Source organism: Tautonia sp. JC769 (genome assembly GCF_040717455.1).
GTDB lineage: Bacteria > Planctomycetota > Planctomycetia > Isosphaerales > Isosphaeraceae > Tautonia.
Genome location: NZ_JBFEFH010000001.1, coordinates 335,667 through 360,532 on the forward strand (window position 1 = coordinate 335,667; position 24,866 = coordinate 360,532).

A 24,866-nucleotide genomic window follows, 5' to 3' on the forward strand; every position below is an offset into this window, starting at 1 on the left:
TGGTACGTTTCGGTGTCAGGTTCGGAGAAGCGTTGCCGGCCAATCGACCTGTCGCGTGATGACGATTTCCTCCGCGAGGCTGTTCGCCGGTCGGGCTCGATTGTGGGGGCAAATCGGCCGGAAATAATGGAGGCGATCGGGCGGCGATCGCGTCAAGTAGCGTGCTCGTCTGGGTTTGCGGGTGAGGTGGTGCGGCCCCGGGGGGACGAGGAGGGGGGCGTCCTTCGCCTCGGCCCGGGGAGGAGTGTCGGGCGTCTCGGCCGAGGCGGTCGGGGCCGACGTTCCGACCGATTGTCGCAACTCGGGCCCGGCCATCGCCAGGGGGCCGTCGCCGGAATCGGGGGCGGGGCGCCCAGCCGACCGGCCCGATCGGGGCGGGGCGGCCGGCCGGCCTGCCGCCGAGGAGCACGGCCAAGGGGCGGCGGTCCGTCCTCGATCCGGGGGAGTCGACATCCGCGTCCCGATCCTGAGGACCGGGGGCGGGATGGGGACACGCCGAGAAATTTGTTTTGGCCCCCGATGGTTGATCATTGTATAACCAACGGTGAACGATCGCCCGGTCGGGCATCTCTGCCCGATCGAGATGCGAGAATGCGAGCAAGCTCGGCGTTCCCCCCCCCGCCGATCGTCCTGGGATGGGTTAAAGAGGTTCCCAGGATGCGCCGACTGCGATTGCGACAGCGATTGGATTGAGATTCCTCCGAGCTTCGACCGCCGAATCGAGCGATGCAGGAGACCGCCGTGATGAGACCTTGGTACGGGTTCCCGACGACGACCGCGGTCCTGATGGCCCTGCTCTGGACCGGTCCCGCAACGGCCGACGACGCCGAGTCCCCGGCCGATGCGGCCGGAGCGATCGCGGAGGAGAAGGTCAGCTATCACGAGCAGATCCGGCCGATCTTCGAGGCGAATTGCCAGGGGTGCCACCAGCCGGCGAAGGCCGGCGGCAAGTTCGTGATGACCGAGTTCGAGAGGCTGCTCGCCGGGGGGGAATCGACCCTGCCGGCGATCGTGCCGGGAGATCCGGTCGAGAGCTACCTGATCGACCAGATCACGCCGACGAACGGCGAGGCCCTGATGCCCCAGGACGCCCCGCCGTTGCTCGATGCCGAAATCGCCCTCATTCGCCGGTGGATCGCCGAAGGGGCGATCGACGACACGCCGGTCAACGCCCGATCGACGTTTAGTGCCGAGAATCCCCCGGTCTATGTTCGTCCGCCGGTGATCGCGTCGATGGACGTCTCGCCCGACGGGACGACGATCGCCGTGGCCGGGTTCCATGAGGTCCTGCTGCTGTCGGCCGAGACGCTGGAGCGGACGGGCCGGCTGATCGGCCTGTCCGAGCGGATCGAGTCGGTCGCCTTCTCGCCGGACGGCTCGAAGCTGGCCGTCACCGGCGGCAACCCGGGGCGGCTGGGCGAGGTGCAGATCTGGGACGTGGCCTCGGGCCGGTTGATCCGATCGGTCCCGGTGACGTACGACACGGTCTACGGCGCGAGCTGGTCGCCGGACGGGTCGAAGATCGCCTTCGGCTGCGCCGACAATTCGGTCCGGGCGATCGACGCCGAGACGGGCGAGCAGGTGCTCTTCCTGCTGGCCCACGAGGACTGGGCGCTCGACACGGTCTTCTCGGCCGAGGGGACGCACCTGATCTCGGTCGGCCGGGACATGGCGGTGAAGCTGACCGAGGTCGAGACGCAGCGGTTCGTGGACAACATCACCTCGATCACCCCCGGGGCCCTGAAGGGCGGGGTCAATGCCGTGGCCCGGCACCCGAGCCGGGATGAGATCGTCGTCGGCGGCTCGGACGGCGTGCCGAAGCTCTACCGGGTCGAACGCCTGACGAAGCGGGTGATCGGCGACGACGGCAACCTGATCCGCGAGTTCCCGGCGATGAAGGGGCGGATCTTCTCGGTGGCCGTCAGCCCCGACGGCTCGATGATCGCCGCGGCCAGCGCGCTCGACGGCCAGGGGGAGGTGGCCGTCTTCTCGTACGACTTCGACACGACCTTGCCGGACGAGATCAAGGCGATCAACGAGAAGGTCGTCACCACCCGATCGGCCGAGGAGGCCCAGAAGCTCGACGCCTACCATAAAGAAGGGGTCCGCGAGATCGCCCGCCTGAGCGTGCCCGAGACCGGCCTCTATGCGATCACGTTCGGGGCCGACGGGCACCTGCTGGCGTCCGGCGGCGACGGGATCATCCGGGTGATCGACCCGGCGGCGGGCACGGTGATCGATCAGGTCTCGCCCGCCCCGCTCGAAGAAGGATCGGCCGAGGTGGCCGAGGCCGGCAAGCCGGTCCGCCCGAAGCGTGTGGCCGTGGACGAGTCGACCGAGGTGGCCGAGGCCGACCGCCTGCCCGAAGGAGCCGAACTGGTCGACCTGGCCGTCACACCCAGCGAGATCCGCCTGGTCAACCTGTTCGATTCGGTCCAGATCGTCGTCAGCGGCACCCTGGCCGGCGGCGCGGTGGTGGACCTGACCCGGACGGCCGACCTGAGCCTGTCGAGCCCGGTGGCCGAGGTCGCCCGGTCCGGCTTCGTCACGCCGAGGGCCGACGGCAACGGCACGCTGGAGGTCTCGATCGCCGGCAAGACGGCGAAGGTCCCGGTGATCGTCGAGGGGCTGTCGCGGCCGTTCGAGGTCGATTTCGTCAGGGACGTGAACCCGGTGCTCTCGCGGCTCGGCTGCAATCAGGGGACCTGCCACGGGGCCCAGGACGGGAAGAACGGGTTCAAGCTCTCGCTCCGGGGGTACGACCCGATCTTCGACATCCGATCGCTGACCGACGACCACGCCGCGCGGCGGGTCAACCTGGCCTCGCCCGACGACAGCCTGATGCTGCTCAAGCCGACCGGGGGCGTCGCCCACGTCGGCGGGGTCTTGATGGACACCGAGGAGCCGAACTACCGGATCCTCCGCGACTGGATCGCCTCGGGGGCGACGCTCGACCTGGAGACGCCCAAGGTTGCGAGCATCGAGGTCCAGCCGGCGAACGCCATCATCGATCGGATCGGGGGCCGCCAGCAGATCCGGGTGGTGGCGACCTACGCCGACGGGGCCGTCCGTGACGTGACCCAGTACGCCTTCATCGAGAGCGGCAACACCGAGGTGGCCGAGGCCGGCGACCGCGGCCTGGTTTCCGCCATCCGACGCGGCGAGGCGCCGATTCTTGCCCGATTCGAAGGGGCCTATGCCGCCACGACGTTGACGGTCATGGGGGATCGGAGCGGCTTCGCCTGGGTCGAGCCGGAGACGTACAACTCGATCGATGACCTGGTGGCCCGCAAGTGGGAGCGGATGAAGATCCTCCCGTCGGATCTGTGCACCGATGCCGAGTTCCTCCGCCGGGCCCATCTCGACCTGACCGGCCTGCCGCCGTCGAGCGAGCAGGTGACCGCCTTCCTGGCCGACACGAGGCCGAGCCGGGAGAAGCGCGAGGCTTTGGTCGATGGGCTGATCGGTTCGGAGGCGTTCGTCGAGTACTGGACGAACAAGTGGGCCGACCTGCTCCAGGTCAACGCGAAGTTCCTGGCTCCCGAGGGGGCGCGGGCCTTCCGCAGTTGGATCCGGGAGGAGGTCGCGGCGAATACGCCGTACGACCAGTTCGTGCGGGAGATCATCACCGCGAGCGGCTCGAACCGGGAGAACCCGCCGGCGTCGTACTACAAGATCCTCCGCACCCCGGAGGAGACGATGGAGAACACGACGCACCTGTTCCTCGGCATCCGCTTCAACTGCAACAAGTGCCACGACCACCCGTTCGAACGCTGGACGCAGGACCAGTACTACGAGACGTCGGCCTTCTTCGCCCAGGTAGCCCTGGCGACCGACCCGGAGAGCGGCGATCGCCGCATCGGCGGCTCGGCCGTCGAGGGGGCCAAGCCGCTGTTCGAGATCGTCAGCGACACCTCGCAATCGGAGGTGATCCACGAGCGGACCGGAAACCCGACGCCGCCGGCCTTCCCGTACGAGACCGACTACGACGCTCCCGAGGATGCCCCGCGGCGGGTGGAGCTGGCCGCCTGGATCACGTCGCCCGACAACGAGTACTTCGCCCGCAGCTACGCCAACCGCATCTGGGGCTACCTGATGGGGGTCGGCCTGATCGAGCCGCTCGACGACATCCGCGCGGGCAACCCGCCGACGAACCCCGAGCTGCTCGACTACCTGACCGACGAGTTCGTCTCCAGCGGGTTCGACGTGCGGCACCTCATCCGGCTGATCGCCACCTCGCGGACGTATCAGCTCTCGGTCGAGACGAACGAGTGGAACGCCGACGACACGATCAACTACGCCAGCGCCCGGCCGAAACGCCTGCCGGCCGAGGTCCTGTACGACGCGATCTACAAGGTGGCCGGCTCGACGCCGAACATCCCCGGCGTGCCCGAGGGGACCCGGGCCGCCGCCTTGCCCGACTCGGGGATCGACCTGCCGAGCGGCTTCCTGACCACCTTCGGCCGCCCCGTCCGCGAGTCGGCCTGCGAGTGCGAACGCTCGGACGACCTGCAACTCGGGCCGATCATGGCCCTGGTCAGCGGGCCGACGGTGGCCGAGGCGATCGGCGATTCGAACAACGCGATCGCCGGCTTGGTGAAAGAAGAGGGCGGGAACGCCTCGCTCATCAACGAGCTGTTCCTCCGCGTCCTCAACCGGCCGGCGAGCGTGGGCGAGATCGACGCCTGCCTGGAGGTCTTCGACGAGATCGGCGCGGATCATCAGGAACTGGTCGCCGCGCTGGCGCAACGCGAGGCCGAGGTCGCCGCCCTGACCCCCCAGTGGGAGAAGAAACGCGAGGAGGCCATCGCCGCCGCCCGCGAGGAGCTGGCCTCGTATGAGGAGGAGATCGCCCCTCGAATCGCCGAGCAGGAACAGGAGCGCGAGCAGAAGATTGCCTCGGCGAAGGCGGACCTGGAAAACTACGCCGCCAACGACCTGCCCGCGATGATTCGCTCGTGGGCGGCCGAGCGGGCCGAGACGCTCGTGGCCTGGGAAAGCCTGGAGGCACGCCGGTTGACGGCCTCGAACGGCTCGACCCTGGAGCAGCGGGACGACCGCTCGATCGTGGCCTCGGGCGACAAGAAGGGGCAGGGGGTCTATACGATCGTGGCCGAGACGGAGCAGACCGGCCTGACCGCGCTCCGGCTCGAAGTCTTGACCGACGAGTCGTTGCCCCGAAAGGGGCCGGGCCGGGCCTCAGACGGCAACTTCGTCCTCAACGAGATCGAGGTGTACGCCGCCCCGCTCACCGACCCGACCCGGGTGAAGAAGCTCTCGCTGGTCAACCCGCTCGCCGACTTCAGCCAGGAGAACCTGCCGGTCGCCGCGGCCGTGGACGGCAACGACAAGGACCCGGCGCAGGGGTGGGCCGTCTCGCCGGCCTCGGGGGTGCCCCACTGGGCCACCTTCCAGCTGGCCGAGCCGCTCGATCACCCCGGCGGCACCCTCCTGACCATCAAGATGGTGCAGAATTTCCAGTCGAGCGAGCATTCCCTCGGCCGATTCCGGCTGGCCCTCAGTGCCCAGGAATCGCCGGTGGGCGTGAGCCTGCCCGACGAGTTCGCGGCCCTGGTTGCCGCCGGCGAGTCCTCGTGGACCGACGAGCAACGGGAGTCGGTCGTGGCCTACTTCAAGGCCATCGATCAGCCGTACCGACAGAAACAGCAGGCCCTGGCGCAGGCCGAGCAGCCCTTGCCCGAGGATCCGAAGCTCGTGCAGCTTCGCCAGCGCCTGGCCGAGGCGGAGCAGCCGCTCCCGGAAGACCCGACCCTGGTCCGGCTCCGGACCGACCTGGCGATGAGTACCAACCAGCTCGAATCGCGTCGGCTGACGGCGGCCCAGGACATCGCCTGGGCGCTGATCAACAGCCCGGCGTTCCTGTTCAATCATTGATCGCGTGGCGAAATGGGAGGGGGAAACGATCGACGGGTGCCCGGGTCGGGACGTGCTCGACCCTTGATCCGGTGCGATTCCCCCCTCCTTGACGGCTCGTAGGACCGATCCCCCGAACCGCCCATCGAAAGGCAGGACCGCGATGCTGTTCGTTCCCGGACCCAGCGGCAAGGACCTCTGCGACGACCATCTCGGCGCGACCCGCCGCGACATCCTCCGCGTCGGCGCCTCGGGCCTGTTCGGCCTGTCGCTCGGCTCGATGCTCCAGATGCAGGCGGCCTCGGCCAACGACGCCGGACGCCTGACGGGCGGCCCCGGCTGGGGCAAGGCCAAGAGCGTGATTTTGGTCTACCTGCAAGGCGGGCCGAGCCACCTGGACCTCTGGGACCCGAAGGACGACGCCCCGGAGAAGGTCCGGAGCGCCTTCAAGTCGATCCCGACGAACGTGCCGGGGATCAACGTCACCGAGATCCTGCCGCAGATGGCCCAGATCGCGGATAAGTACACCTTCATCCGCTCGATGAGCTACACGCCCAACGGCCTGTTCAACCACACGGCCGCGATCTACCAGATGATGACCGGCTACACGACCGACAAGGTCAGCCCGTCCGGCCAGCTCGAACCGCCGAGCCCGAAGGACTTCCCGAACTTCGGCTCGAATATCATCCGGATCCAGCCGCCGACGGTGCCGATGCTGCCGTTCGTGATGCTGCCCCGGCCGTTGCAGGAGTCGAACGTCGTCGGCAAGGGGGGGACCGCCGGGTTCCTCGGCAAGGCGTTCGACCCGTACACCCTCTACCCCGAGGGTGACGACATGGACATGGAGAAGATGAGCCGGATCAAGGTCGACGACCTCCAGCTCCGCCCCGAGGTCTTCGCCCTCCGCCTCCAGCGCCGGGCGAATCTCCGCGAGGCCCTGAATGACGCGATGCCGGTGCTGGACGAGTCCGTCTCGAACTACAACCTGAACGAGTACTACGACCGGGCGCTGAGCCTGGTCGTCTCGGGCAAGGCGCGCGAGGCGTTCGACCTGGCCCAGGAGAAGACCCCGCTGCGGGACCGCTACGGCCGCAACACGTTCGGCCAGAGCTGCCTGCTGGCGCGTCGGTTGGTCGAGGCCGGGACCCGCGTGGTGGAGGTCATCTGGCCGAAGGTGGCGAACAGCGACAACCACTCGTGGGACCATCACGTCGGGCTGACCGAGCGGATGAAGGACCAGTCGGGCCCGATGCTCGACCAGGGGCTCTCGGCCCTCATCACCGACCTGGACGAGCGGGGGATGCTCGACGATACGCTCGTGGTGGCGGTCGGCGAGTTCGGCCGCAGCCCGCAGAAGGGGGTGAGCACCTCCGGCAACGGCAACAGCGCCGACGGCCGCGACCACTGGCCGTACTGCTACACGGCGGTCATGGCCGGTGCCGGCATCCGTCGCGGCCACGTGCACGGGAAGTCGGACAAGACGGGGTCGTCCCCGGTCGACGACCCGGTCCACCCGAACGAGCTCCTGGCGACGATCTACCACACGTTCGGCATCGCCCCGGATACGATCGTCTATAACCACCTGAACCAGCCGAGAGAGCTGGTCAAGGGTGAGGCGGTCACGTCCCTCTTCGGCTGATCCTCCCCGATGGGGTCAGAGCCGGTCGACTTGCTCGAAGGCGCCTCCCGGGCGGACGTCCCTCCGCCCGGGAGGCGTTTTCGTTGTCCCATTGCGAGGATCGACGGCCGGGGAGTCGTCCGGCGGCGCTCCGGAATCCGCCGAATCTCGCGGGGCCGCCGGCGAATCGCTATCATGTCACCCGCGAGGGGCGATCTACGACCGCGGCGAACCGGAACGGGAACGGTGCCATCCATGAAAACCATCCGATCAGGCCTGCCGACAGGATGCTGCCCGAGGTGCAATGCGACGGAGATCAGGGTCCGTCCCCGGTCGTTCCTCCGCGGGAGGAGCGTGACCGTCGGCCATTGGGACGCGGCCCGGGTCGACGATTTCGTTTGCGTGACCTGCGGGTACATGGAAAGCTACGTCAAGGAGATCGACCTGGTCGCGTTCGAGAAGCACTGGGAGCCCCTCGATCAGGCGGAGCTTGTTTGATCCGCAGCCGCCCCGACCCCACCTCAAGGTTCGCCCCGCCGAGGGCCGCGAGCCGCCGAGCCGAGATACCCTTGCCGTGAAGATCAAGTGCCGACCCGAGGACTTCCGGGTCGAGGAATTGCCGACCGTGACCCCCGGCGACCGGGGACGATTCGTCCTGTATCGCCTGACCAAGCGGGGGATCGGCACGCCCGAGGCGATCGAGGCGATCCGACGCCGCTGGAACCTGCCGCCTGACGTGGTCCGCCACGGGGGGTTGAAGGACCGGCATGCGCTGACGATCCAGTACCTCTCGATCTTCAAGGGGCCGGAGCGGTCGTTGCACCAGGAGCAAATCGACCTGGAGCCGATCGGGAGGATCGACGAGCCGTATGGGCCGTCGTCGTTCCGGGGGAACCACTTCGGGATCGTCCTGCGCGACCTGTCGGACGACGAGGCGAGCCGGGCCCTGCGGGCGGCGACCGAGATCCCGCGCGACGGGATTCCGAACTACTTCGACGACCAGCGGTTCGGCTCGGTCGGGCCGAGCGGCGACTTCATCGGCCGGGCCTGGATCGCGGGGGATCACGAGCGGGCTTTGTGGCTCGCCCTGGCCGAGGAGAACGATTCGGACCGTCCCGGAGACGCCCGGCAGAAGGCGATCCTCCGCGAGTCCTGGGGCCGATGGCCGGAGGCGAAGGACGCGCTCGACCGTTCCCACATCCGGAGCATCGTGACCTATCTGGTCGACCACCCGACCGACTTCCGGGGGGCGTTCGCGAGGGTCAGGCGCGACCTGCGGTCGATCTACTTCTCGGCCTATCAGAGCCACCTGTGGAACCTGATCCTGGCCCGGTTCATCGAGCGGATTACCCGGCCGGATCAGCGGGTGTTGCACCCGTTCCGGACGGCGGACCTGCCGGTGCCGGTCGGGCTCGATCCGGAGCAGGTGGCCCGACTCGCTCAGGCCCGTTTGCCCTTGCCGGCGTCCCGGACGGTGCTCGGCTCGGATGAGGTGGCGGAGCTGGCCCGGTCGGTGGTGGCGGAGCAGGGCATGGCCTGGGAGGATCTCCGCGTCAAGCATCTGAAGGACGTCTTCCTGTCGAAAGGGGACCGGGCGGCCCTGTTCCGGGCCGGTCAGTGGTCGCAGTCGGAGCTGAGTGACGACGAGCTGTACCGGGGGCGCAAGGCCCTGGAGCTGGAATTCGAGCTGCCGCGCGGGGCGTATGCGACCCTGATCGTCAAGCGTCTGACCGATGCCGCGGGCGGGGAAACGGCTCCATCGTGAGCGACGGGCTCTCGCCCACGCGGCAAAGTCTGAACGAGTCGAGACAGGGTGTTTCGATGGTCCCCGTGGTTTTGTTTGAGGACAACCATTGCCTCGCGCTGAACAAGCCGAGCGGGATGCCCACGCAGGGGGACGAGTCGGGGGCGGAATCCCTGGTCGACTGGGCGCGGGAGGATCTGCGCGTCCGGTACCAGAAGCCGGGGAACGTGTTCGTCGGCCTGGTGCATCGGCTCGATCGGCCGGTGTCGGGGGTGGTCCTGCTCGGCAAGACGAGCAAGGGGGCGAGCCGCCTCTCGGCCCAGTTCCGCGAGGAGACGGTCGAGAAGGTGTACTGGGCGATCGTCGAGGGGAGCCCGGACGCGGAGGAGGGGACGTGGACCGATCGGCTCGTCAAGGACGAGTCAAGGAACGTCGTGCGGGTGGGGGCAGGCGGGAAGGAAGCGGTGCTGGCCTTCCGCGTGCTGGAGCGCTGGCGGGGTCGATCGTGGCTGGAAGTCAGGCCGGTCAGCGGCAGGAGCCATCAGATCCGGGTGCAACTGGCGTCTCGAAGGCTGCGGATCGTGGGGGATTTGAAGTACGGGGCTTCGGGCCGGATCCCGGCGAGCGACGGCGGGCACCGGATCGCCCTGCATGCGCGGTCGATCGGGTTCAGGCATCCGACGACGGCGGCAGAGACGCGGGTCGTCGCGCCGGTCCCGTCAGACTGGCCCGGACCTTCGTCCTGAAGCCGGTCGGCAGGTTCGAGGAGCCCCAGTAGGCCAGCGGGATGGCCAAAATCGTGAGGAAGAGCGCGGCGTACGGTCCCCAGCTCTTGGGGTCGACGGGGGCCGGCTCAGGCCTGGCGAACGGGTCCTCGAAGACCTCGGCGATCGAGGTCTCGGCGCCCTTGGGGGCGGCCGGTTCGGGTTCGATCGGTGGGTCGGCGGGGTCGGCGGCGGTGGCGATGGCGTGGGTCGAGGCGTCCGCGACGGCGGCGGGGAGGTCGGTTGCGGGAGCGGGATCGGCGATCGCGGGGGAGGGTTCGGTCGGTGACAGCTCGATCTCGACGTCGAAGCCGGTTTCGACCATCAAGGGGGGGATCTCGGGCTCGGGCTGGGCGACGGCGGCGACGGGCTGGCCGTTGAGGAAGGCCTGCGCGGCGATCATCAAGGAAGGGGAGATGGGGGCGATGCGTTCGGCGTCGCGTCGGGCCCGCTCGGAATCGGTGCGGTCGACCTTGATCCGGTGGATGTACCAGAGGGCCGCGGCGGCCGAGCCGTCGGCGTCGCAGAAGAAGAGCGGCCGGGCCGATTCGAGGGCGATTTCCTCCTCGAACCGGCCGACGAGCGTGGAATCGATGATCCCCGGGGTCATGGGCAGGAGGACGTGCCGCAGGCCGAGGCGGTTGCTGGCGGCGAAGTCGGCCGGCCGGATCTGGTCGACCGGACGCAGGTCGAGCACGGTCCGGTAGCCGTGGTCGGCCAGCCAGGCCCACCCCGAATCCTCCGGGATGGACCCGCCGGCGAGCAGCGGGGCGACGCTGTAAAACGCCCGAATCCCCGAGGCCGCGCCGGTGTCCGGCAGCGACTCGGGGATCACCTGGGCCGTCGGCTCGGAGACCGCCGGGGGGTCGGGGGGCGGCCCGATCGGGTCGGTCGGGGTCGGGAGATCCGGCTCGGCGACCGGTGGGGGGGCCGGGTCGGGCAGCGCCTCGGGCTCGGGCCCGTCGGGGACCGGCCCCTCGAACGGCGGGGGCATCGGCTCGACGACGGCCGGGGGCGAGACGTCGTGATCCGCCGGCAAGGGGTCGGCCTCGCCCGCCTCGGCCACGGCGGGAGGACTCTCCGGCTCGGGCTCGGCCGCCGGGACGACGGCCGGAGGGCTCGGATCGGGCATCGGCTCGACCGGGGCCGGCTCGGGCATCGGCTCGACGGCGGGGGCGACCGGGGCCGGCTCGGCGACGACCGCGGGGGGAGGGGGGGCGAGATCCTCCGCGGCCCCCCGATCGATGCTCTCGGGGGCCGGGAGGCGGTCGATCACCCGCAGACTCTCGCTGGAGTCGCCCGGGCGGGTAGTCGAGGGGGAGGGGGCCCGACCCGGCTCGGGAGCCGGGTCGAAGCCGAAGCGAGGCCGGGCCTCATCGCTGCTCCGTCTTGCCATGCGATCGGCGAACGAGTCGCCGGTCGAGGTCGGAGAGGAGGAGGAGGCCCGATCGATCGGACGGCCCCCGATCGTGCGATCCGCGCTGGCCCTCGGATTCGAGGAGCCCTGCGGGGCCCGCCCCGAGGGGGAGGGCTCGGGCAGGGGTTCCAGCTCCAGGGCGTCGTCGGGAGGGCGGACCGACGTGGGGGGTGTCGTCAATGCCGGGTCGGCCGGCACGAGGGTCGAGCCCAGCGGGGGGCTCGAATTGATGATGGCGGGTTCGCCGGGCAGGACCTCGACTCCGGGAGCCGAATCAAGGATGATCGGCGGCTCCTCGTAGACGACCCTCCCGCGATTGCGGTTGAACAGGCCACCGCCGCTGCCGATCCTGCTCAAGGGGCCGCAGCCGACGCAGTTCCGGAACGGGTTGATCGACTGGAGGGACTGGCATCCCTCCACGCTGATCGCCGCCAGGGCCATGAGGATCAGGGCGAGGCGAGGCGACGCCCGGCGGGCGGGCGGGCCCGTCGATGCGCTTCGCACGGTCTTCATCGGGGATTCCTCCAGGGAGTTCGGGACCCGGCCCGTCGCGTGCCCGGACGGCCGTCCCGGGCCGGGACGGCCGGGCGGAGATCCGGGGACCGATTCGGATGCCGGACGACCGGAGTCGTCGGGGTCGAGACGCCGACATCGAAGAGGGGAGTCTCCGGGGCCGACGGCCCCGGCTTGCCGTCGCGCCGCGCATCGAAGGCTCGGGTGGAGGAATGCTCAAGAGGAGGCATGAATTCGCTCGCGGCGGTCGGATCAACGACGGAAGGCGGCAAGAGCCCCGCCAATCGACGAGGCGGCGACGCCCTGCCGATCCCCACCGGGGCCGGGCGGTCGGACCGCCGGGCTCGGTGGCAAATCGGAGCGTCACGGAACCATATCCGATGGCCGCATGGTTGCCAGTCATCTGCACCGATTTCTAAAATGACCCCATCACTACCCCGGGCGCGATCGGTCCGACCGGCGCAATCCCCCTGACCCCATCCCCCGACGCCATGCCTGCCGACGGACCCGATCCCGAGCCGACTCCCCGCCGATCGTCCCGGACCCGCCTCGGATTCCTCGCCGTCGGGCTGTTCGCCCTGGCGAGCTTCGGGTACCGGCTGGCCGACGAGCCGAGCTTCATCGACGAGTGGGCGTATGTCTCCCAGGGCTACTTCGGGCCGCTCTGGTGGGAAGGACGCTGGGACGACCCGGCCTGGCTCGAATACCCGGCGATCGACCTCCCCCCGCTGCCGAAGTACCTGATCGGCGCCATGATCGGGCTGGGGGGCCGGCCGATGCCCGACCGGGCCGATGCCTTCGCCTGGTACAACAACACGGCGACGACGTTCGGCGGGATGGACCTGCTCGTCTGGACCCGGTGGCCGACCGTGGTGCTCGGGGCCGTCGGCTGCGTGGCGTTGGCGGCGATCGGGGCGATGGGCTTCGGCACTCGGGCGGGATTGCTGGCGGGGGTCGTGCTGGCGATCAACCCGCTCTACCGGATGCACGCCCGGCGGGCGATGTCGGACGTGCCCACCGAGGCCTTGATGCTGCTGGCCCTGGCGGTGGCGCTCTGGGCCTGGCGCGAGATGATGGCGGGGGATCGTCGTGGGCGGGCCTTTATAACGATGATCATCGGGGCCGGATGCCTGGCGGGGCTGGCCGCGCTGGCGAAGCTGAGCGGCGGCCTGGCGACGATGACCCTGGTGGCCTGGGCGGCGTTGGCGGTGGCGGTGCCGGGGGTGAGCGTCGGTCGCAAGGGGTTGGTGGTGGGGTCGATCCTCCTGGCGGGCCTGGTCGCCTACGGGACCTTCATCGTCGGCAACCCCGTGTTGACGGCCAGGCCGGAGGTGCCCCGGGGGACGCCCGAGGGGACGGCGAACCTGGCCGCGCGAGGTCTGGTCGGCCGGACCCTGGCGGTGATGGAGCATCGGTCGGACGTCTCGCGGGGGGCGAGGGAGCATCCAGTGTTCAAGGAGCAGGGGTATCCGGTGGACGGCCCCGGGGCGAAGCTCGCCGTGGTCGGCGTGCAGGGGTTCGGGCGCTTCGGGCCGCTCGGGCCGAGGGCGACCGACTCGATCGTGCGGTACGACTGGCGGCAGGACTGGGGGGCCTTGCTCTGGGGGCCCTTGGTCCTGGCGGGGGGATTGTGGTCGATCCGGGCCGGGCGTCGGCAGCTCCGCAAGGGAGACGCGCCGACGGCCTGGGCGGTTTTGGTCCAGTTTGCCGTTGCGTTGGCGACGGTGACGGCGTTCATCCCGATGGCCTGGGATCGCTATATGCTGCCGATCCAGTCGGGGGCGGCCCTGCTGGGGGCGGCGGCGGTGTCGGGGGGGCTGGGGCTGTTCTGGCGAGGCAACCGCTCGGGGGATGAGACGCGTGGCTGATCGCGGCGGATTCCCAGGCTGGTCGGCCCGGGATCGGGTCGTGACGCCGATCGGCGTGGCCCTGATCCTGTTCGCCAGCTTCGCCTTCTTCTGGCAGGCCCGCGACTGGAACAGCGCGAGCCGATTGATGCTGGCCTACGCCCTGGTCGATCAGGGGACGATCCGGCTCGACGACTACCGTGTGCAGACGAACGACATCGCCCGGATCGACGATCGTTACTATACCGACAAGCAGCCGGGTTACTCCCTGGTGGCGACGATCCCCTACGCGATCGCCAAGGTGGCGTTCGGCGTCCCCGACCACCCGATCGGCGGGCCTGCCCTGCGGCACTGGCCGGGGGATTACTGGGCGACCCTCGGCACGGCGGGCCTGGCGACGGCGATCGGCGCGGCGGTGCTGGTGCTGCTGGCCGGTCGGGTCGGGTGCGGCCCGAGGGCGTCGGCGCTGGTGGGGCTCTCCTACGGCCTGGCGACCCCGGCCTATGCGTATGCGACGATGAGCTACGGCCATCAACTGGCGGCGGCCTGCCTGCTGGGGGCGTTGGCCCTGATCGACCGCCCGGGAGCCCGGGGTCCGTCCTGGGGGATGCTCCTGGCGGGCTGCCTGGCGAGTTATGCGTCGGTGGTCGAGCTGTCGGTCGGGCCGATCTCGGCGATCCTCGCCGGGTTCGTGCTGGCGAAAGTGCTGAGCAAGGGCTTGCCGGTGAAGGGCCTCGGGATGTTCGCGGTCGGGGCGGCGGGGCCGACCCTGGTCCTGATGGGATACAACCTGTCGGCGTTCGGGTCCCCGTTCGACATCGGCTACGCCCACCACGCGACCGAGCAGTTCGCGCAGGTGCATTCGGAGGACAACCCGCTCGGCCTGCGGTCGCCCGACTGGAGCCGGGCGGTCCCGTTGCTCTGGGGGCGGTATCGAGGGCTTTTCTTCTACGCCCCCATCCTGCTGCTGGCCGTCCCGGGGTGGTTCGCCCTGATGGCCCGGAAGCGGTGGGGGCTGGGTCTGGTGGCGCTGCTGGCAAGCCTTGCGGTGTTCTTGATCAATGTGAGCTACCCGGAATGGACCGGCGGATGGTCGACCGGGCCGAGGCTGCTGGTGCCGCTCCTGCCGTTCGGGATGATCGGCGTGGCGGGGCTGCTGGCGGCCGGGGGCCGATGGGCCTCGATCCCCGCGGCGCTGCTGGCGACGGCGGGCGGGGTGGTGATCCTTTTGTTCCAGGGGGTCGGGGCGCAGTTGCCGCAGGACGTGACCGATCCGATCACGCAGATCGTCCTGCCGCACTGGCTTGGCGAGCCAGTTGCACCGTGGTGGATCGGCGGGCGCTTCACCCGTACGATCGTCTCGGAAGGGTGGCCGGATTGGGTCGGCCGCCTCGACTCGGGGCGCCAGTGGCTCCAGTTCGTGCCGCTGGTGCTCGGCCAGGTGGTCGCGATTGCGGCCCTGATGGCGGCCCTGGGGCGAGGTGCCCGACGCGGCCCGACGCCCTGAGATCCGCCCCGCAACGGCCGGGAGGGCGGCCGGGGCGATCCTTTCGTTCGCACCCGGCGCCTCCGGTGATCCTCAACCATGCGCTACATTGCCCTTGCCGCCGATTATGACGGGACCCTCGCCGCCCACGGCGCGATCGACGAGCAGACGGAGGCCGCCCTGGTGCGGCTCAAGTCCTCGGGCCGGCGACTGATCATGGTGACGGGCCGGGAGCTGGATGAGCTGCTCCAGGTCTGCCCGCAGGTCGGGCTGTTCGATTGCGTCGTGGCCGAGAACGGGGGGTTGATCTACGACCCGAAGATCCGCGAGATTTCGTTGCTCGCCGACCCGCCGCCGAGGGAATTCGTCGACCGGCTCACGGGGCGAGGCGTCCTGCCGCTGGGGGTCGGCCGGGTGATCGTGGCCACCTGGGAGCCGCATCAGCAGGCGGTCGTCGAGACGATTCGCGAGATGGGCCTGGAACTCCAGGTGATCTTCAACAAGCAGGCCGTGATGATCCTGCCGAGCGGCGTGAACAAGGCCAGCGGCCTGCGCGAGGCGCTCCGCAGGCTCGGCCTCTCGCCGCGCAACGTGGTGTCGGTTGGGGACGCGGAGAACGACCACGCGATGCTCCGCCTGACCGAGTGCGGGGTCGCCGTCGCGAATGCGATCGACTCGCTCAAGGAACATGCCGACTGGACCGCCTCTGCACCCCGGGGGGCGGGGGTCTGCCAGCTCGTCGACCGGCTGCTCGACGACGACCTGGCGAGCCTGGAGCCGATGTTGACGCGGCATCAGATCCCGCTCGGCCGCGACCGGGAGGACGAGGAGGAGACGGTCCGGTTCCCCCCGTTCGGGTTGAACATCCTGATCGCGGGGACCTCGGGCAGCGGCAAGTCGACGCTGGTCACCGGCGTCCTGGAACGCCTCGCCGAGCGGGGGTATCAGGCCTGCATCGTCGACCCGGAGGGGGACTACACCACCTTCCCGGGGGCGATCGTGCTCGGCGGCGCGGAGGCCCCCCCGCCGCTGGACGAGGTGGAGGACGTGCTCGATCACCCCGACGAGACGGTGGTGGTCAACCTGATCGGCCTCTCGATGCCCCATCGGCCGGAATTCTTCGAGGGGTTGATGCCGAGGCTCCAGGAGCTCCGGGCGCGGACGTGCCGGCCGCACTGGGTCGTGATCGACGAGGCGCATCACCTGCTGCCCCGGGAGCGGCACCCGACCACGCTGCCGCTCGACCTCCGGGGGGCCCTGTTCATCACCGTGCATCCGGAGAGTGTCGCCCCGGAGGTCCTGGCGACGGTCGAGGAGGTCTGGGCCGTCGGCGAGGCCCCGGGGGAGACGCTCGCCCGGTTCGCGGCGTCGATCGGGGCGCCCCCGCCGCGATGCGAGGGGGATGAGACGCTCGCCCCGGGCGAGTGCCTGGTCTGGTCGAGGCGTCCCGGGGCGGGGCCTCCTCGCGTCGTGCGGAGCCTGCCGGCGCGCTCCGAGCGTCGTCGCCATTCGCGGAAGTACGCGATCGGGGAGCTGGAACCCCGCCTATGCTTCTACTTCCGAGGCCCTGATGGTCGGCTCAACCTTCGAGCGCAGAACCTCTGGATGTTCCTTCAGATCGGCGAAGGGGTCGATGAGGAGACCTGGCTGCATCACCTGCGCAACGGCGACTATGCCTCCTGGTTCCGGGGCGCGTTGAAGGATCAGGGCCTGGCGGACGAGGCCCGGGCCATCGCCGATCGGGTCGGCTCGGATGCGGCCGAGGGCCGGGCGGCCCTGCGGGCGGCCGTCGCCCGGCATTACATGCTGCCGACCTGAGAGAGGGCCCCCTCGCGAGCCGCCTCGCTCCAGTCGTTCGACAGCAGGCCGAGCGCGACGAGATAGAGGTCCTCGGGGCAGGTGGGCTGGAATTCGAGCCGCAGGCGGAGCTGATCCGGCCGGTCGGGGATCGGCTCTCGGCCGACGACGCGGGCCCTGGCCCCGCCGGAGAGGCTCGGGCCGACGATGCAGAACCAGGCGTCCATCTGCTCGGACGGCCCGTCCGGGCAGATGATGGCGGCCCCGGTGCGGCTGATGTCGAGCAGCAGCGCGCCGAGCGTCTGGAAGACCTCGCCGTCCCACCAGCCGAGCCAGATCCGGTCCTCGACGGCCTCGAACCGCGTGGCCCGGCGCCGGTCCATGCCGCTGTATGGGGCCTCGGGCGTTGATCGGTCGGCGTCCTGGTTCGTCAGCAGGCGAATCCCCATCGTTTCCACCCTTTCTCCTCAGGTCGGTCCCGAGTCACACCATCGTGTCGTGCTCAAAAACAAAGGGGGGGACGCGAGCCGTCGTGTCGACCGGCAGTCCCTCCTGCACTCATCCCAACACTAGGTCGAGGCGGGGGGGACTGCCAGGAAACAACACGAGATATGCTCGCCCGAAGCAACAGCGCGACACGAACGCATGGGTGGGAGCGTAGGGACGTTTTCCGCGGTCAGGGCATGGCGAAGAGGTGGATCAGGCCGTCCGAGGCGGCCACGGCCAGGCGACGGCCGTCGGGGCTGAAGGCCAGGCCGGACGCCCGGGTGTTGGGGGCGACCTCCTGCCGGGACACGGGCCCCTCGGCCTCCGGATCCCAGATGAGAATCTGGCCGCTGTAGCCGACGGAAGCGAGCCGAGCGCCGTCGGGCGACCAGGCCAGCGCGTAGACGTCGTCGGAGTGGCCCTTGAGCACGCGGCGGGCCGATCCGTCCTCGACGTTCCAGAGGCGGATCGTCTTGTCGACCGAGCCGCTGGCCAGGGTCGAGCCGTCGGGGCTGAAGGCGATGCAGTAGACGGCGGCCTCGTGCCCTTCGGCCTTCAAGGGCTCGGCGGCCTCGTCGGAGGTCCAGAACTTGATCAGGTGGTCGTCCCCGGCCGAGGCGAGCAGGTCGGCCGTCGGGTGGAAGGCGACGGCATAGACGATCGCCGCGTGGGCCTCGGCGATGGTCCGGGTCGCCTCTCCCGATTCGACGTCCCAGAGCCGGACGGACTTGTCGGCCCCGGCCGAGGCGAGGCGACGGCCGTCGGGGGCGAAGGCGACGGCGTAGACCTGGCCTTCGTGCCCGGTCATCGTGGCCGAGGGCTCGGCCGGGGGCTCGGCGTCCGGTGCGGGCATCGGCCAGACCTTGGCGAGCTTGTCCTGGCCCCCGGTGGCGACCTTCGAGCCGTCGGGGCTGATGGCGACGCAGAGGACGAGGTCGTCGTGCGCGTCGACCAGCGAGCGTTGTTCGAAGGTTTCGGCGTCCCAGATCCGCAGGGTCTTGTCGAAGCCGACGGACAGCAGGCTCTTGCCGTCCGGGCTCCAGCAGACGGCGTAGGGTTGCTCCTCGTGGCCTTGCAGCGTGCCGGCCGGTTCGGCCTGGCGGCCGAGGGCGGGGCCGGCCGGCGCCAGGGCGATCAGGAGGGGGAGGAGACGGCGGAGGGGTCTCATCATCGTGAGGTTCCGGGATCGGTTCGGGGAGGATCGGTTCGGGGAGGGCCGATCGGGGGGCCGCGCCGGGGCTCCCCGGCCGGAGGGAAACGGGGGGCAGGCGAGGCGGATCGCGCCCGCCCCCGGCCGGTGACGATCGCCCCCGACCGGGTATCCGGACGGCTGTCCGCCCGGGCCGAACATAGACGGGCCGACGCGGCAACGCAACGGATCGCCCCGGCAAGTGGCCGGGAATCGTGGCCTCGCCGCTCGCCCCGGCCGGCGGGGCCGATCGAGATCGTGAAGAGGAATAAAAGGGGAGTCCCCGCAACACCCGGCGCGAACCCGGCTGACGAGGACGCGGCGAGGTGCTAAAATCGACCGTCAACGCAGGGTCTGCCCGGAGACCCTCCATGCCGGGGTTGCTCTCGATCTCCCATCGAACGGGTTCGCCGCTCATGCCCGATTGCGAATCGCTCGACCTGTCCCGCGGGACCCGTGACGCGGCCCATTGGCATCGAGGAGGCCCGGATCTTCCGGCCGAAGGCGCCCGATCGGGCAGGGGGGGCCTTCGGCGCGGCGAGCCGGGCCCCGATGCCGCGCGACCCCCCGAGGGGACGAAGGTGGCCCGGGCCCGAGGGGTGGCCGCATCGAGCTACGAGCCGCCCTTGTCGGCGATCGGGCCGCTTTTCCTGCGACGCCTGGAGCGGATCCACCCGCCTTCCGTCGATTTCGTGCTCGACATCAACCCGAGGGCGACGGCCAGGGTGCTCGGGGGCTATTACCGCCGCCGCCGCCTGATCCGGATCTACACGCATGACAGGGAGTCGGGGCGGCGATCCCTGGAGGAGTTGTTCGATACGTTCCTGCACGAGGTCGCCCACCACCTCGAATACACCGAGCCCCGGCGCTTCAACGCCTGGGCCTGCGAGCGCGTCCCCGGCACGATGCACAGCGACCTGTTCTGGCGGATCCTCGGCGAGCTGAAGACCCGATGGGCCGAGCTCCAGGCGCGATCGGCCGGGGCGATCTGAGCGAGGCGGCGGGAGATCGACGGGCGAGGCCCGGGGCTCAGCTCCCCGGCGCCGGCTCGATGAAGCAGTCGAGCGGCCCCTTGGAGATGCTCATGCGGGGGTCGGGGCCGTACGAGAGCACCTGATCGCGCTTCAGCTCGGCCAGTTCCTTGTGCGTGGTCAGGACGACCGCGCGGCCGGTCAGGTGGATCCGCCAGGTCAGTTCCTGGGCCCTGGCCAGGGAGTGGCGGAAGATCTTGCAGAGCAGCTCGATGACGTAGTCGAACGTGTGCTCCTCGTCGTTGAGGATGATCACGTTGTAGGGCGGCTGGCGCCGGGTCTCGGTCTCGCCCTCGGCGGCTTTCTGCGGCTTCGGAGCGGTCGTGGTCGTGACGATCGGCTCGGCCACGGACGTGTCGCCCGGGTGTTCGTGGTCGAATTCACTCATCCCTGACGGCTCCGGGAGCACCTGGAAAACACGGAAGGGCGTTTGGACGGATCGAACATGACCTGATTAGAATAGTCTCCGGCAACCGCCCCTGTGTAGCGCAAATTCGCCAACCCGGCCCGCCCGAGCACCTTTGATGGCCCAGAAGATCACCTCCGGCCTCGCCCTCCGACAGCTTCAGCAGGCGCAACAGGCCATGAAGAAGGTCCGCAAAGGACTGGTTCAGATTCGCGAGGCCGACCCGGCCGACCGCCCGCAACTGGCCGAGACCCTCTTGAAGGCCGGCTGGGAAACCCTGAACCGGACCTATCGCGACCTGGCCGCCATCCCTCTCGACGCCGCGACCGAGGAGGTCATGCTGCGGCAGATCGCCGTGCAGCGCTACGCCACCGCCCTGCTCGTCCGGCTGCGCCGCCTCGTCCGCAACGACCTGGAGGGGCTGGGAGGCCCGGACGACGACGAGGAGTGATGGGGCCCCTCGCCGGCCTGTCATGATCAGGATGGGGACCGACCCGGGCCCGCCGCTCGAGGCCGGTTGACGGGGCGGACGACCGAGACGCATTGATCTTCAACGGATGCGAGCGACGATGGCGGACGATCGGGTGAGCGTGGCGGACAATCGGAAACCGATCGCGGCGCCGTCGCGGGCCCTGGAGCCGGAGGCGAACCTGCCGACGGTCCGGGTCCGTTCCCCGGGCCTGCATACGTTCATTTTCAAGAAGATGGTCGTCGGGCCCGAGCCCGGACCGAAGCCGAACGACGGCGACCTCGTCCGGGTGATCGACCGGGACGGCGTCCCGCTCGGGTTCGGCCTCTGGAACGCCCGGTCGCAGATCCCGGTCCGCCTGATCGCCCGGGGGACCACCCCGCCGGATACCGGCTTCTGGGCGGCGAAGATCGCGGAGGCGGTCTCGCTCCGTCGCGACCTGCTCGGGATCGAGGCGATCAGCGATGCCTACCGGGTGGTCCATGCCGAGGGGGACGGGCTCTCGGGCCTGATCGTCGACCGGTTCGCCGACGTGCTCTCGGCCGAGGTCTTCAGCCTGGGGGTCTACCAGCGCATCGGCCCCTTGATGGAGCAACTGCGGTCGGCGACCGGGACGGCGCATTACCGCGTCCACGTCGATCAGCGGATCGCCCAGGCCGAGGCGTTCGCCGGGCGCCCGGTCATCAGCGAGGAGGCCCCGGAGAAGGTCGAGATCCGAGAGAACGGCATCCGCTATCGGGTCAAGTTCGAAGGGGGCCACAAGACCGGCTTCTTCTGCGACCAGCGCGACAACCGCCGCGACCTGACCCGGTTTTGCCGCGACCGGAACGTGCTGGACGTCTGTTGCTACTCGGGGGGCTTCGGCCTCTCGGCGTTGGTCCAGGGCGGGGCGAAAGAAGTGACGGGGGTCGACCTCGACGAGAAGGCCGTCGCGATGGCCCGCGAGAACGCGAACCTCAATCAGGTCCGCATGGGCCTCGTCCATGCCGACGCCTTCGGCTACATGCGGCAGATGGGGCTCAACGGCAAGGACTTCGGCGTGGTCGTGCTCGACCCGCCGAAGCTCATCGGCTCTCGACTCGAAATGGACGAGGGGCGGAAGAAGTACCTCGACCTGAACACCCTGGCCCTCGGGCTCGTCGAGCCGGGCGGCCTGCTGCTGACCTGTTCCTGCTCCGGATTGCTGCCGGCCGAGGAATTCCTGGGCATCCTGCGCTCGGCCGGCCGTCGGGCGGGTCGATCGGCGCGCATTCTGGCCGTGACCGGGGCGTCGGCCGATCATCCGGTCGGGCTGGAGGCGCCGGAAGGGGCGTATCTGAAGGCCGCCTGGCTGCTCGTCGGCGATCGCGCCGAGGAACCGCCCCCGACGCCGACCGAGTCGGCCCCGCCGGGGGACTGAGCCGCGACCGTCGCGGGTTCCGGGCCGCACGGCCTTCACGGATCTCCGGGGGAGAGGGTCGAGTTCGATCCTCGACTCGTGTACGCTTGGGGATCGTCCGGGGATCGAGGGAACACAGGCCGTCGGAAAGGGGCCGGTCGCGTGGCGAGTCTGACCGTCGAGAATTACGTCAAGACGATCTATCTGATCGCCTCCCGGGAGGTCCCCGATCGGATCGTGGCCACGGGAGAGCTGGCGCAGGCGCTCAACGTCTCGCCGGGCACCGTGACGGGCATGCTCAAGACCCTCTCCGAGGCGGGCCTGGCCTCGTACACCCCTTACGAAGGGGTCCGGCTCTCGCCGCAGGGGGAGCGCCTGGCCTTGAAGGTCTTGCGACGCCATCGGTTGCTCGAACTCTTCCTCGTCCAGACCCTGAACATGCACTGGGACGAGGTGCATGAGGAGGCCGAGCACATGGAGCACGCCGTCTCGGAGTCCTTGATCGACCGCATCGACGCCTACCTGAACCACCCCTCCGTCGACCCGCACGGCGACCCGATCCCGAGGGCCGACGGCTCGCTCGACCTGCCGAGCGGCCGGCCGTTGAACGACCTCGACGCCTCGGAGCGGTTCCGGGTCGCCCGGGTGGTCGACCAGGACCCGACCTTCCTCCGCTACCTGACGGATTGCGGCCTCGACCTCGGGGCCGAGGGCGAGGTGGCCGAGAACCGGAGCGAGTCGGGGGCGATGGTCGTGCGGGTCGGGGATCATCGCGTCGCCCTGGGGCGAGACGCGGCGGGGAAGGTGATCGTGACCGGCATCTCATGACATCGGCCGACCCGGCCGGTGGATGCCTGGTCTGGTCGAATGCCGATCGAATTCCCTTTTCAACGACGGAGTGCGGGCGCCATGGCGATGACCGATTGGAGCGGGGCCGAGTCTCGTCAATTCCGTGTCATGCAAGCGGACAAGGTGGTGAGGTCGACCGCGACCACGGCGGGGGTCTTGCCCAGGGCCATCGCCCTGGCGATCGATTACGTCATCCTGCTCGCCGCCTGCGCCGGCCTGAACGGCCTGCTCGAATTGACCCGATGGGAGCCGGTCACGGTCCGGACGGTGGGGGCCTTGCTCTCGTTCGCCCTGATCGTCCTCTACTTCGCGACCCTGGAGAGCGGCAGCCGACAGGCGACGCTGGGGAAGCTCGCCCTGGGCCTGAAGGTGACGACCGATGACGACCGGCGCCTCTCGTTCCCCCGGGCACTCGGGCGATTCTTCGCCAGGCTGCTCTCGCTGCTCCCGTTCGGCGTGGGGTTCGTCATGGCCGCGTTCACCGAGCAACACCGGGCGTTGCACGACCTGATCGCCGGGACGCTCGTGGTCCGATCGCGCTGATCACCGCCGCACCCTCGCCCCCCGCCTTCAGACGCAGGCGGCCAGGCGGCGCTCCGATCGGAAGCTCATGCCGTACTGCCCGCGTCGGGCCGCCCCCACGATCTCCGGGGCACCGACCCACGAGGCGGTATCCTGCGGCCGGGGCCCGGGGACGATCAGCATGGGCAGCCCGATCGCGTTGCGCTGCACCTGCGAGCCGCGGGGGACGTGGACCTCGTACAGCGTCTTGCCGTGCCGGAGCTGGAGGATCATCGTCGACTCCGAGCTGGAAAAGGGCGGGGGGCCGGCCTGCTCCCAGGCCGGCCGAGGGGCTACAATGGGACCGTCGGGTCGAGCGGACCAACGTCGTCCCTCCCGAACCGACCCGAGGCGAACGATCGCGGGCCGGCGGGAGGGCGGACTTCCTCGCCGCCAGGCCCTTGATTCGTTGCATCCATGACAGCTACGCCGGATGCCTTTGGAGCGTGACACCGTGCAGTCGATCACCGCTCGTCGGGAGTACCGGCTCGGATCCTTGACCGAGTCCGAGGTCGATCCCGACCCGATCCGCCAGTTCGCTTCCTGGTTCGGCGACGCCGAGCGCGCCGAGCTGGACGAGCCGTACGCGATGACCCTGGCCACCGCCTCGGCCGAGGGGAGGCCCTCGGCCCGGATCGTGCTGCTCCGGGGGGTCGATGCGCGAGGGTTTCGCTTCTTCACCAACTACCGGAGCCGCAAGGGGCGCGACCTGGAGGCCAATCCGTTCGGGTCGTTGCTCTTCGATTGGCACGAGATCGAGCGGCAGGTCCGGATCGAGGGGCGGGTGGAGCGGCTCGCGGACGAGGAGTCCGACGCCTACTTCCGGCAGCGGCCGACCGAGACGAAGCTCGGGGCCTGGGCCTCGGATCAGAGCGCGGTCGTCAGCGACCGCCGCATCCTCGAGGCGAGGTTCCAGGAGGCCGCCGATCGCTTCGGCGAGGACGTGCCCCGGCCTCCCCACTGGGGGGGGTATCTCCTGGTGCCCGACGAGTTCGAGTTCTGGCAGGGGCGGCCCGGCCGCCTGCACGACCGCATCCGGTACGTCCCGGGCGCACGCGGCTGGACGATCGAGCGGCTCTCTCCCTGAGTCGACCGCCGGGCGGGCCCGATCGCAGGGCCGGGACGGACCGACGGTGATCGGGTCGCGGTGGCGGGTCCCGACGGATCGTCCCCGCGACCCGGACCGGATCAATTCGAGGGAGGAACGATCATGACTTGCCGATGTTCCCCCGCGTCAAGTGGCGGTGGCGGCCCGGCGCAGGGCGACGACCTGAGGGTGGAGTTGGCCGAGCTGGGCGTGAGGGTCAAGGAGCTGAACGAGGAGCTTCGCGAGCTCGTCCTGTCCTTCGAGAAGCTGCGGCATCGGGTCGAGGCCGTTGAACACCGGATCGCCAACCCGGAATGAGCCAGGAGAGGACGCGCCGCCACGGCCAAGGG

At 69.9% G+C, this 24,866-nt stretch carries 20 protein-coding genes; 15 read left to right on the plus strand and 5 right to left on the minus strand.

Annotated features, from left to right (window positions below):
- Window positions 1-744: 744 nt before the first annotated feature.
- The 5 genes from AB1L88_RS01380 (at window position 745) to AB1L88_RS01400 (ending at window position 9,982) form a co-directional block, all read left to right on the plus strand.
- Window positions 745-5,895 (plus strand): DUF1549 domain-containing protein, encoded by a 5,151-nt coding sequence (locus AB1L88_RS01380; RefSeq protein ID WP_367094829.1) that lies wholly within the window; start codon window positions 745-747, stop codon window positions 5,893-5,895.
- Window positions 5,896-6,037: 142 nt separating this feature from the next.
- On the plus strand, window positions 6,038-7,513 hold the full coding sequence (locus tag AB1L88_RS01385; protein ID WP_367094830.1) for a DUF1501 domain-containing protein: 1,476 nt from the start codon (window positions 6,038-6,040) through the stop codon (window positions 7,511-7,513).
- Between the two features lie 333 nt (window positions 7,514-7,846).
- Entirely contained in the window at window positions 7,847-7,990 is a 144-nt protein-coding gene (locus AB1L88_RS01390) for a hypothetical protein (protein ID WP_367094831.1), read from the plus strand.
- A gap of 76 nt (window positions 7,991-8,066) precedes the next feature.
- On the plus strand, window positions 8,067-9,257 hold the full coding sequence (truD, locus tag AB1L88_RS01395) for a tRNA pseudouridine(13) synthase TruD (RefSeq protein ID WP_367094832.1): 1,191 nt from the start codon (window positions 8,067-8,069) through the stop codon (window positions 9,255-9,257).
- 56 nt (window positions 9,258-9,313) lie between these two features.
- The gene (locus AB1L88_RS01400; RefSeq protein ID WP_367094833.1) at window positions 9,314-9,982 is read left to right on the plus strand and encodes an RluA family pseudouridine synthase; all 669 of its coding nucleotides are present in this window, start codon (window positions 9,314-9,316) and stop codon (window positions 9,980-9,982) included.
- On the opposite strand, the gene AB1L88_RS01405 is transcribed toward AB1L88_RS01400, so the two are convergent.
- Window positions 9,906-11,930 (minus strand): hypothetical protein, encoded by a 2,025-nt coding sequence (locus AB1L88_RS01405; RefSeq protein ID WP_367094834.1) that lies wholly within the window; start codon window positions 11,928-11,930, stop codon window positions 9,906-9,908. The two genes, AB1L88_RS01400 and AB1L88_RS01405, sit on opposite strands and share 77 nt — an antisense overlap.
- A 491-nt stretch (window positions 11,931-12,421) precedes the next feature.
- Between AB1L88_RS01405 and AB1L88_RS01410 the strand changes: the two genes are divergently transcribed.
- The 3 genes from AB1L88_RS01410 to AB1L88_RS01420 all read left to right on the plus strand — a co-directional run bounded on the left by AB1L88_RS01410 (window position 12,422) and on the right by AB1L88_RS01420 (window position 17,081).
- A complete protein-coding gene (locus AB1L88_RS01410) occupies window positions 12,422-13,798 on the plus strand; it encodes a phospholipid carrier-dependent glycosyltransferase (protein WP_367094835.1) in 1,377 nt (458 codons plus the stop codon).
- Window positions 13,791-15,284, plus strand: coding sequence for a hypothetical protein (locus AB1L88_RS01415; RefSeq protein ID WP_367094836.1), 1,494 nt, complete (start codon window positions 13,791-13,793; stop codon window positions 15,282-15,284). The genes AB1L88_RS01410 and AB1L88_RS01415 overlap by 8 nt, the downstream gene beginning before the upstream one ends.
- A gap of 78 nt (window positions 15,285-15,362) precedes the next feature.
- Window positions 15,363-17,081: an HAD family hydrolase gene (locus AB1L88_RS01420; RefSeq protein WP_367094837.1), complete on the plus strand. Its 1,719-nt coding sequence runs from the start codon at window positions 15,363-15,365 to the stop codon at window positions 17,079-17,081.
- On the opposite strand, the gene AB1L88_RS01425 is transcribed toward AB1L88_RS01420, so the two are convergent.
- Both AB1L88_RS01425 and AB1L88_RS01430 read right to left on the minus strand, forming a co-directional pair.
- On the minus strand, window positions 17,063-17,509 hold the full coding sequence (locus tag AB1L88_RS01425; RefSeq protein ID WP_367094838.1) for a PilZ domain-containing protein: 447 nt from the start codon (window positions 17,507-17,509) through the stop codon (window positions 17,063-17,065). The genes AB1L88_RS01420 and AB1L88_RS01425 overlap by 19 nt on opposite strands.
- A 227-nt stretch (window positions 17,510-17,736) precedes the next feature.
- Complete coding sequence (locus AB1L88_RS01430) at window positions 17,737-18,717, minus strand: WD40 repeat domain-containing protein (RefSeq protein ID WP_367094839.1); 981 nt, start codon at window positions 18,715-18,717, stop codon at window positions 17,737-17,739.
- A 599-nt stretch (window positions 18,718-19,316) separates the two neighbouring features.
- On the opposite strand from AB1L88_RS01430, the gene AB1L88_RS01435 reads away from it, so the two are divergent.
- Window positions 19,317-19,727: a hypothetical protein gene (locus AB1L88_RS01435; protein WP_367094840.1), complete on the plus strand. Its 411-nt coding sequence runs from the start codon at window positions 19,317-19,319 to the stop codon at window positions 19,725-19,727.
- A 37-nt stretch (window positions 19,728-19,764) separates the two neighbouring features.
- On the opposite strand, the gene AB1L88_RS01440 is transcribed toward AB1L88_RS01435, so the two are convergent.
- Entirely contained in the window at window positions 19,765-20,154 is a 390-nt protein-coding gene (locus tag AB1L88_RS01440) for an ATP-dependent Clp protease adaptor ClpS (protein WP_367094841.1), read from the minus strand.
- 136 nt (window positions 20,155-20,290) lie between these two features.
- On the opposite strand from AB1L88_RS01440, the gene AB1L88_RS01445 reads away from it, so the two are divergent.
- The 4 genes from AB1L88_RS01445 to AB1L88_RS01460 all read left to right on the plus strand — a co-directional run bounded on the left by AB1L88_RS01445 (window position 20,291) and on the right by AB1L88_RS01460 (window position 23,411).
- Window positions 20,291-20,623, plus strand: coding sequence for a hypothetical protein (locus AB1L88_RS01445; RefSeq protein ID WP_367094842.1), 333 nt, complete (start codon window positions 20,291-20,293; stop codon window positions 20,621-20,623).
- 118 nt (window positions 20,624-20,741) lie between these two features.
- Entirely contained in the window at window positions 20,742-22,040 is a 1,299-nt protein-coding gene (locus AB1L88_RS01450; protein ID WP_367094843.1) for a class I SAM-dependent rRNA methyltransferase, read from the plus strand.
- A gap of 141 nt (window positions 22,041-22,181) precedes the next feature.
- Window positions 22,182-22,847 carry a metal-dependent transcriptional regulator gene (locus AB1L88_RS01455; protein ID WP_367094844.1) on the plus strand — a complete coding sequence of 222 codons (666 nt, stop codon included), beginning with the start codon at window positions 22,182-22,184 and terminating at the stop codon, window positions 22,845-22,847.
- Between the two features lie 81 nt (window positions 22,848-22,928).
- A complete protein-coding gene (locus AB1L88_RS01460; protein WP_367094845.1) occupies window positions 22,929-23,411 on the plus strand; it encodes an RDD family protein in 483 nt (160 codons plus the stop codon).
- 27 nt (window positions 23,412-23,438) lie between these two features.
- Here AB1L88_RS01460 and AB1L88_RS01465 read toward each other — a convergent pair whose 3' ends face one another.
- Window positions 23,439-23,663, minus strand: a complete 225-nt coding sequence (locus AB1L88_RS01465; protein ID WP_367094846.1) for a hypothetical protein — start codon at window positions 23,661-23,663, stop codon at window positions 23,439-23,441.
- Between the two features lie 199 nt (window positions 23,664-23,862).
- Here AB1L88_RS01465 and pdxH point away from each other — a divergent pair, with 199 nt between their 5' ends.
- Window positions 23,863-24,516 (plus strand): pyridoxamine 5'-phosphate oxidase, encoded by a 654-nt coding sequence (gene pdxH / locus AB1L88_RS01470; protein ID WP_367094847.1) that lies wholly within the window; start codon window positions 23,863-23,865, stop codon window positions 24,514-24,516.
- 123 nt (window positions 24,517-24,639) lie between these two features.
- On the plus strand, window positions 24,640-24,834 hold the full coding sequence (locus tag AB1L88_RS01475) for a hypothetical protein (RefSeq protein WP_367094848.1): 195 nt from the start codon (window positions 24,640-24,642) through the stop codon (window positions 24,832-24,834).
- Window positions 24,835-24,866: the final 32 nt, after the last annotated feature.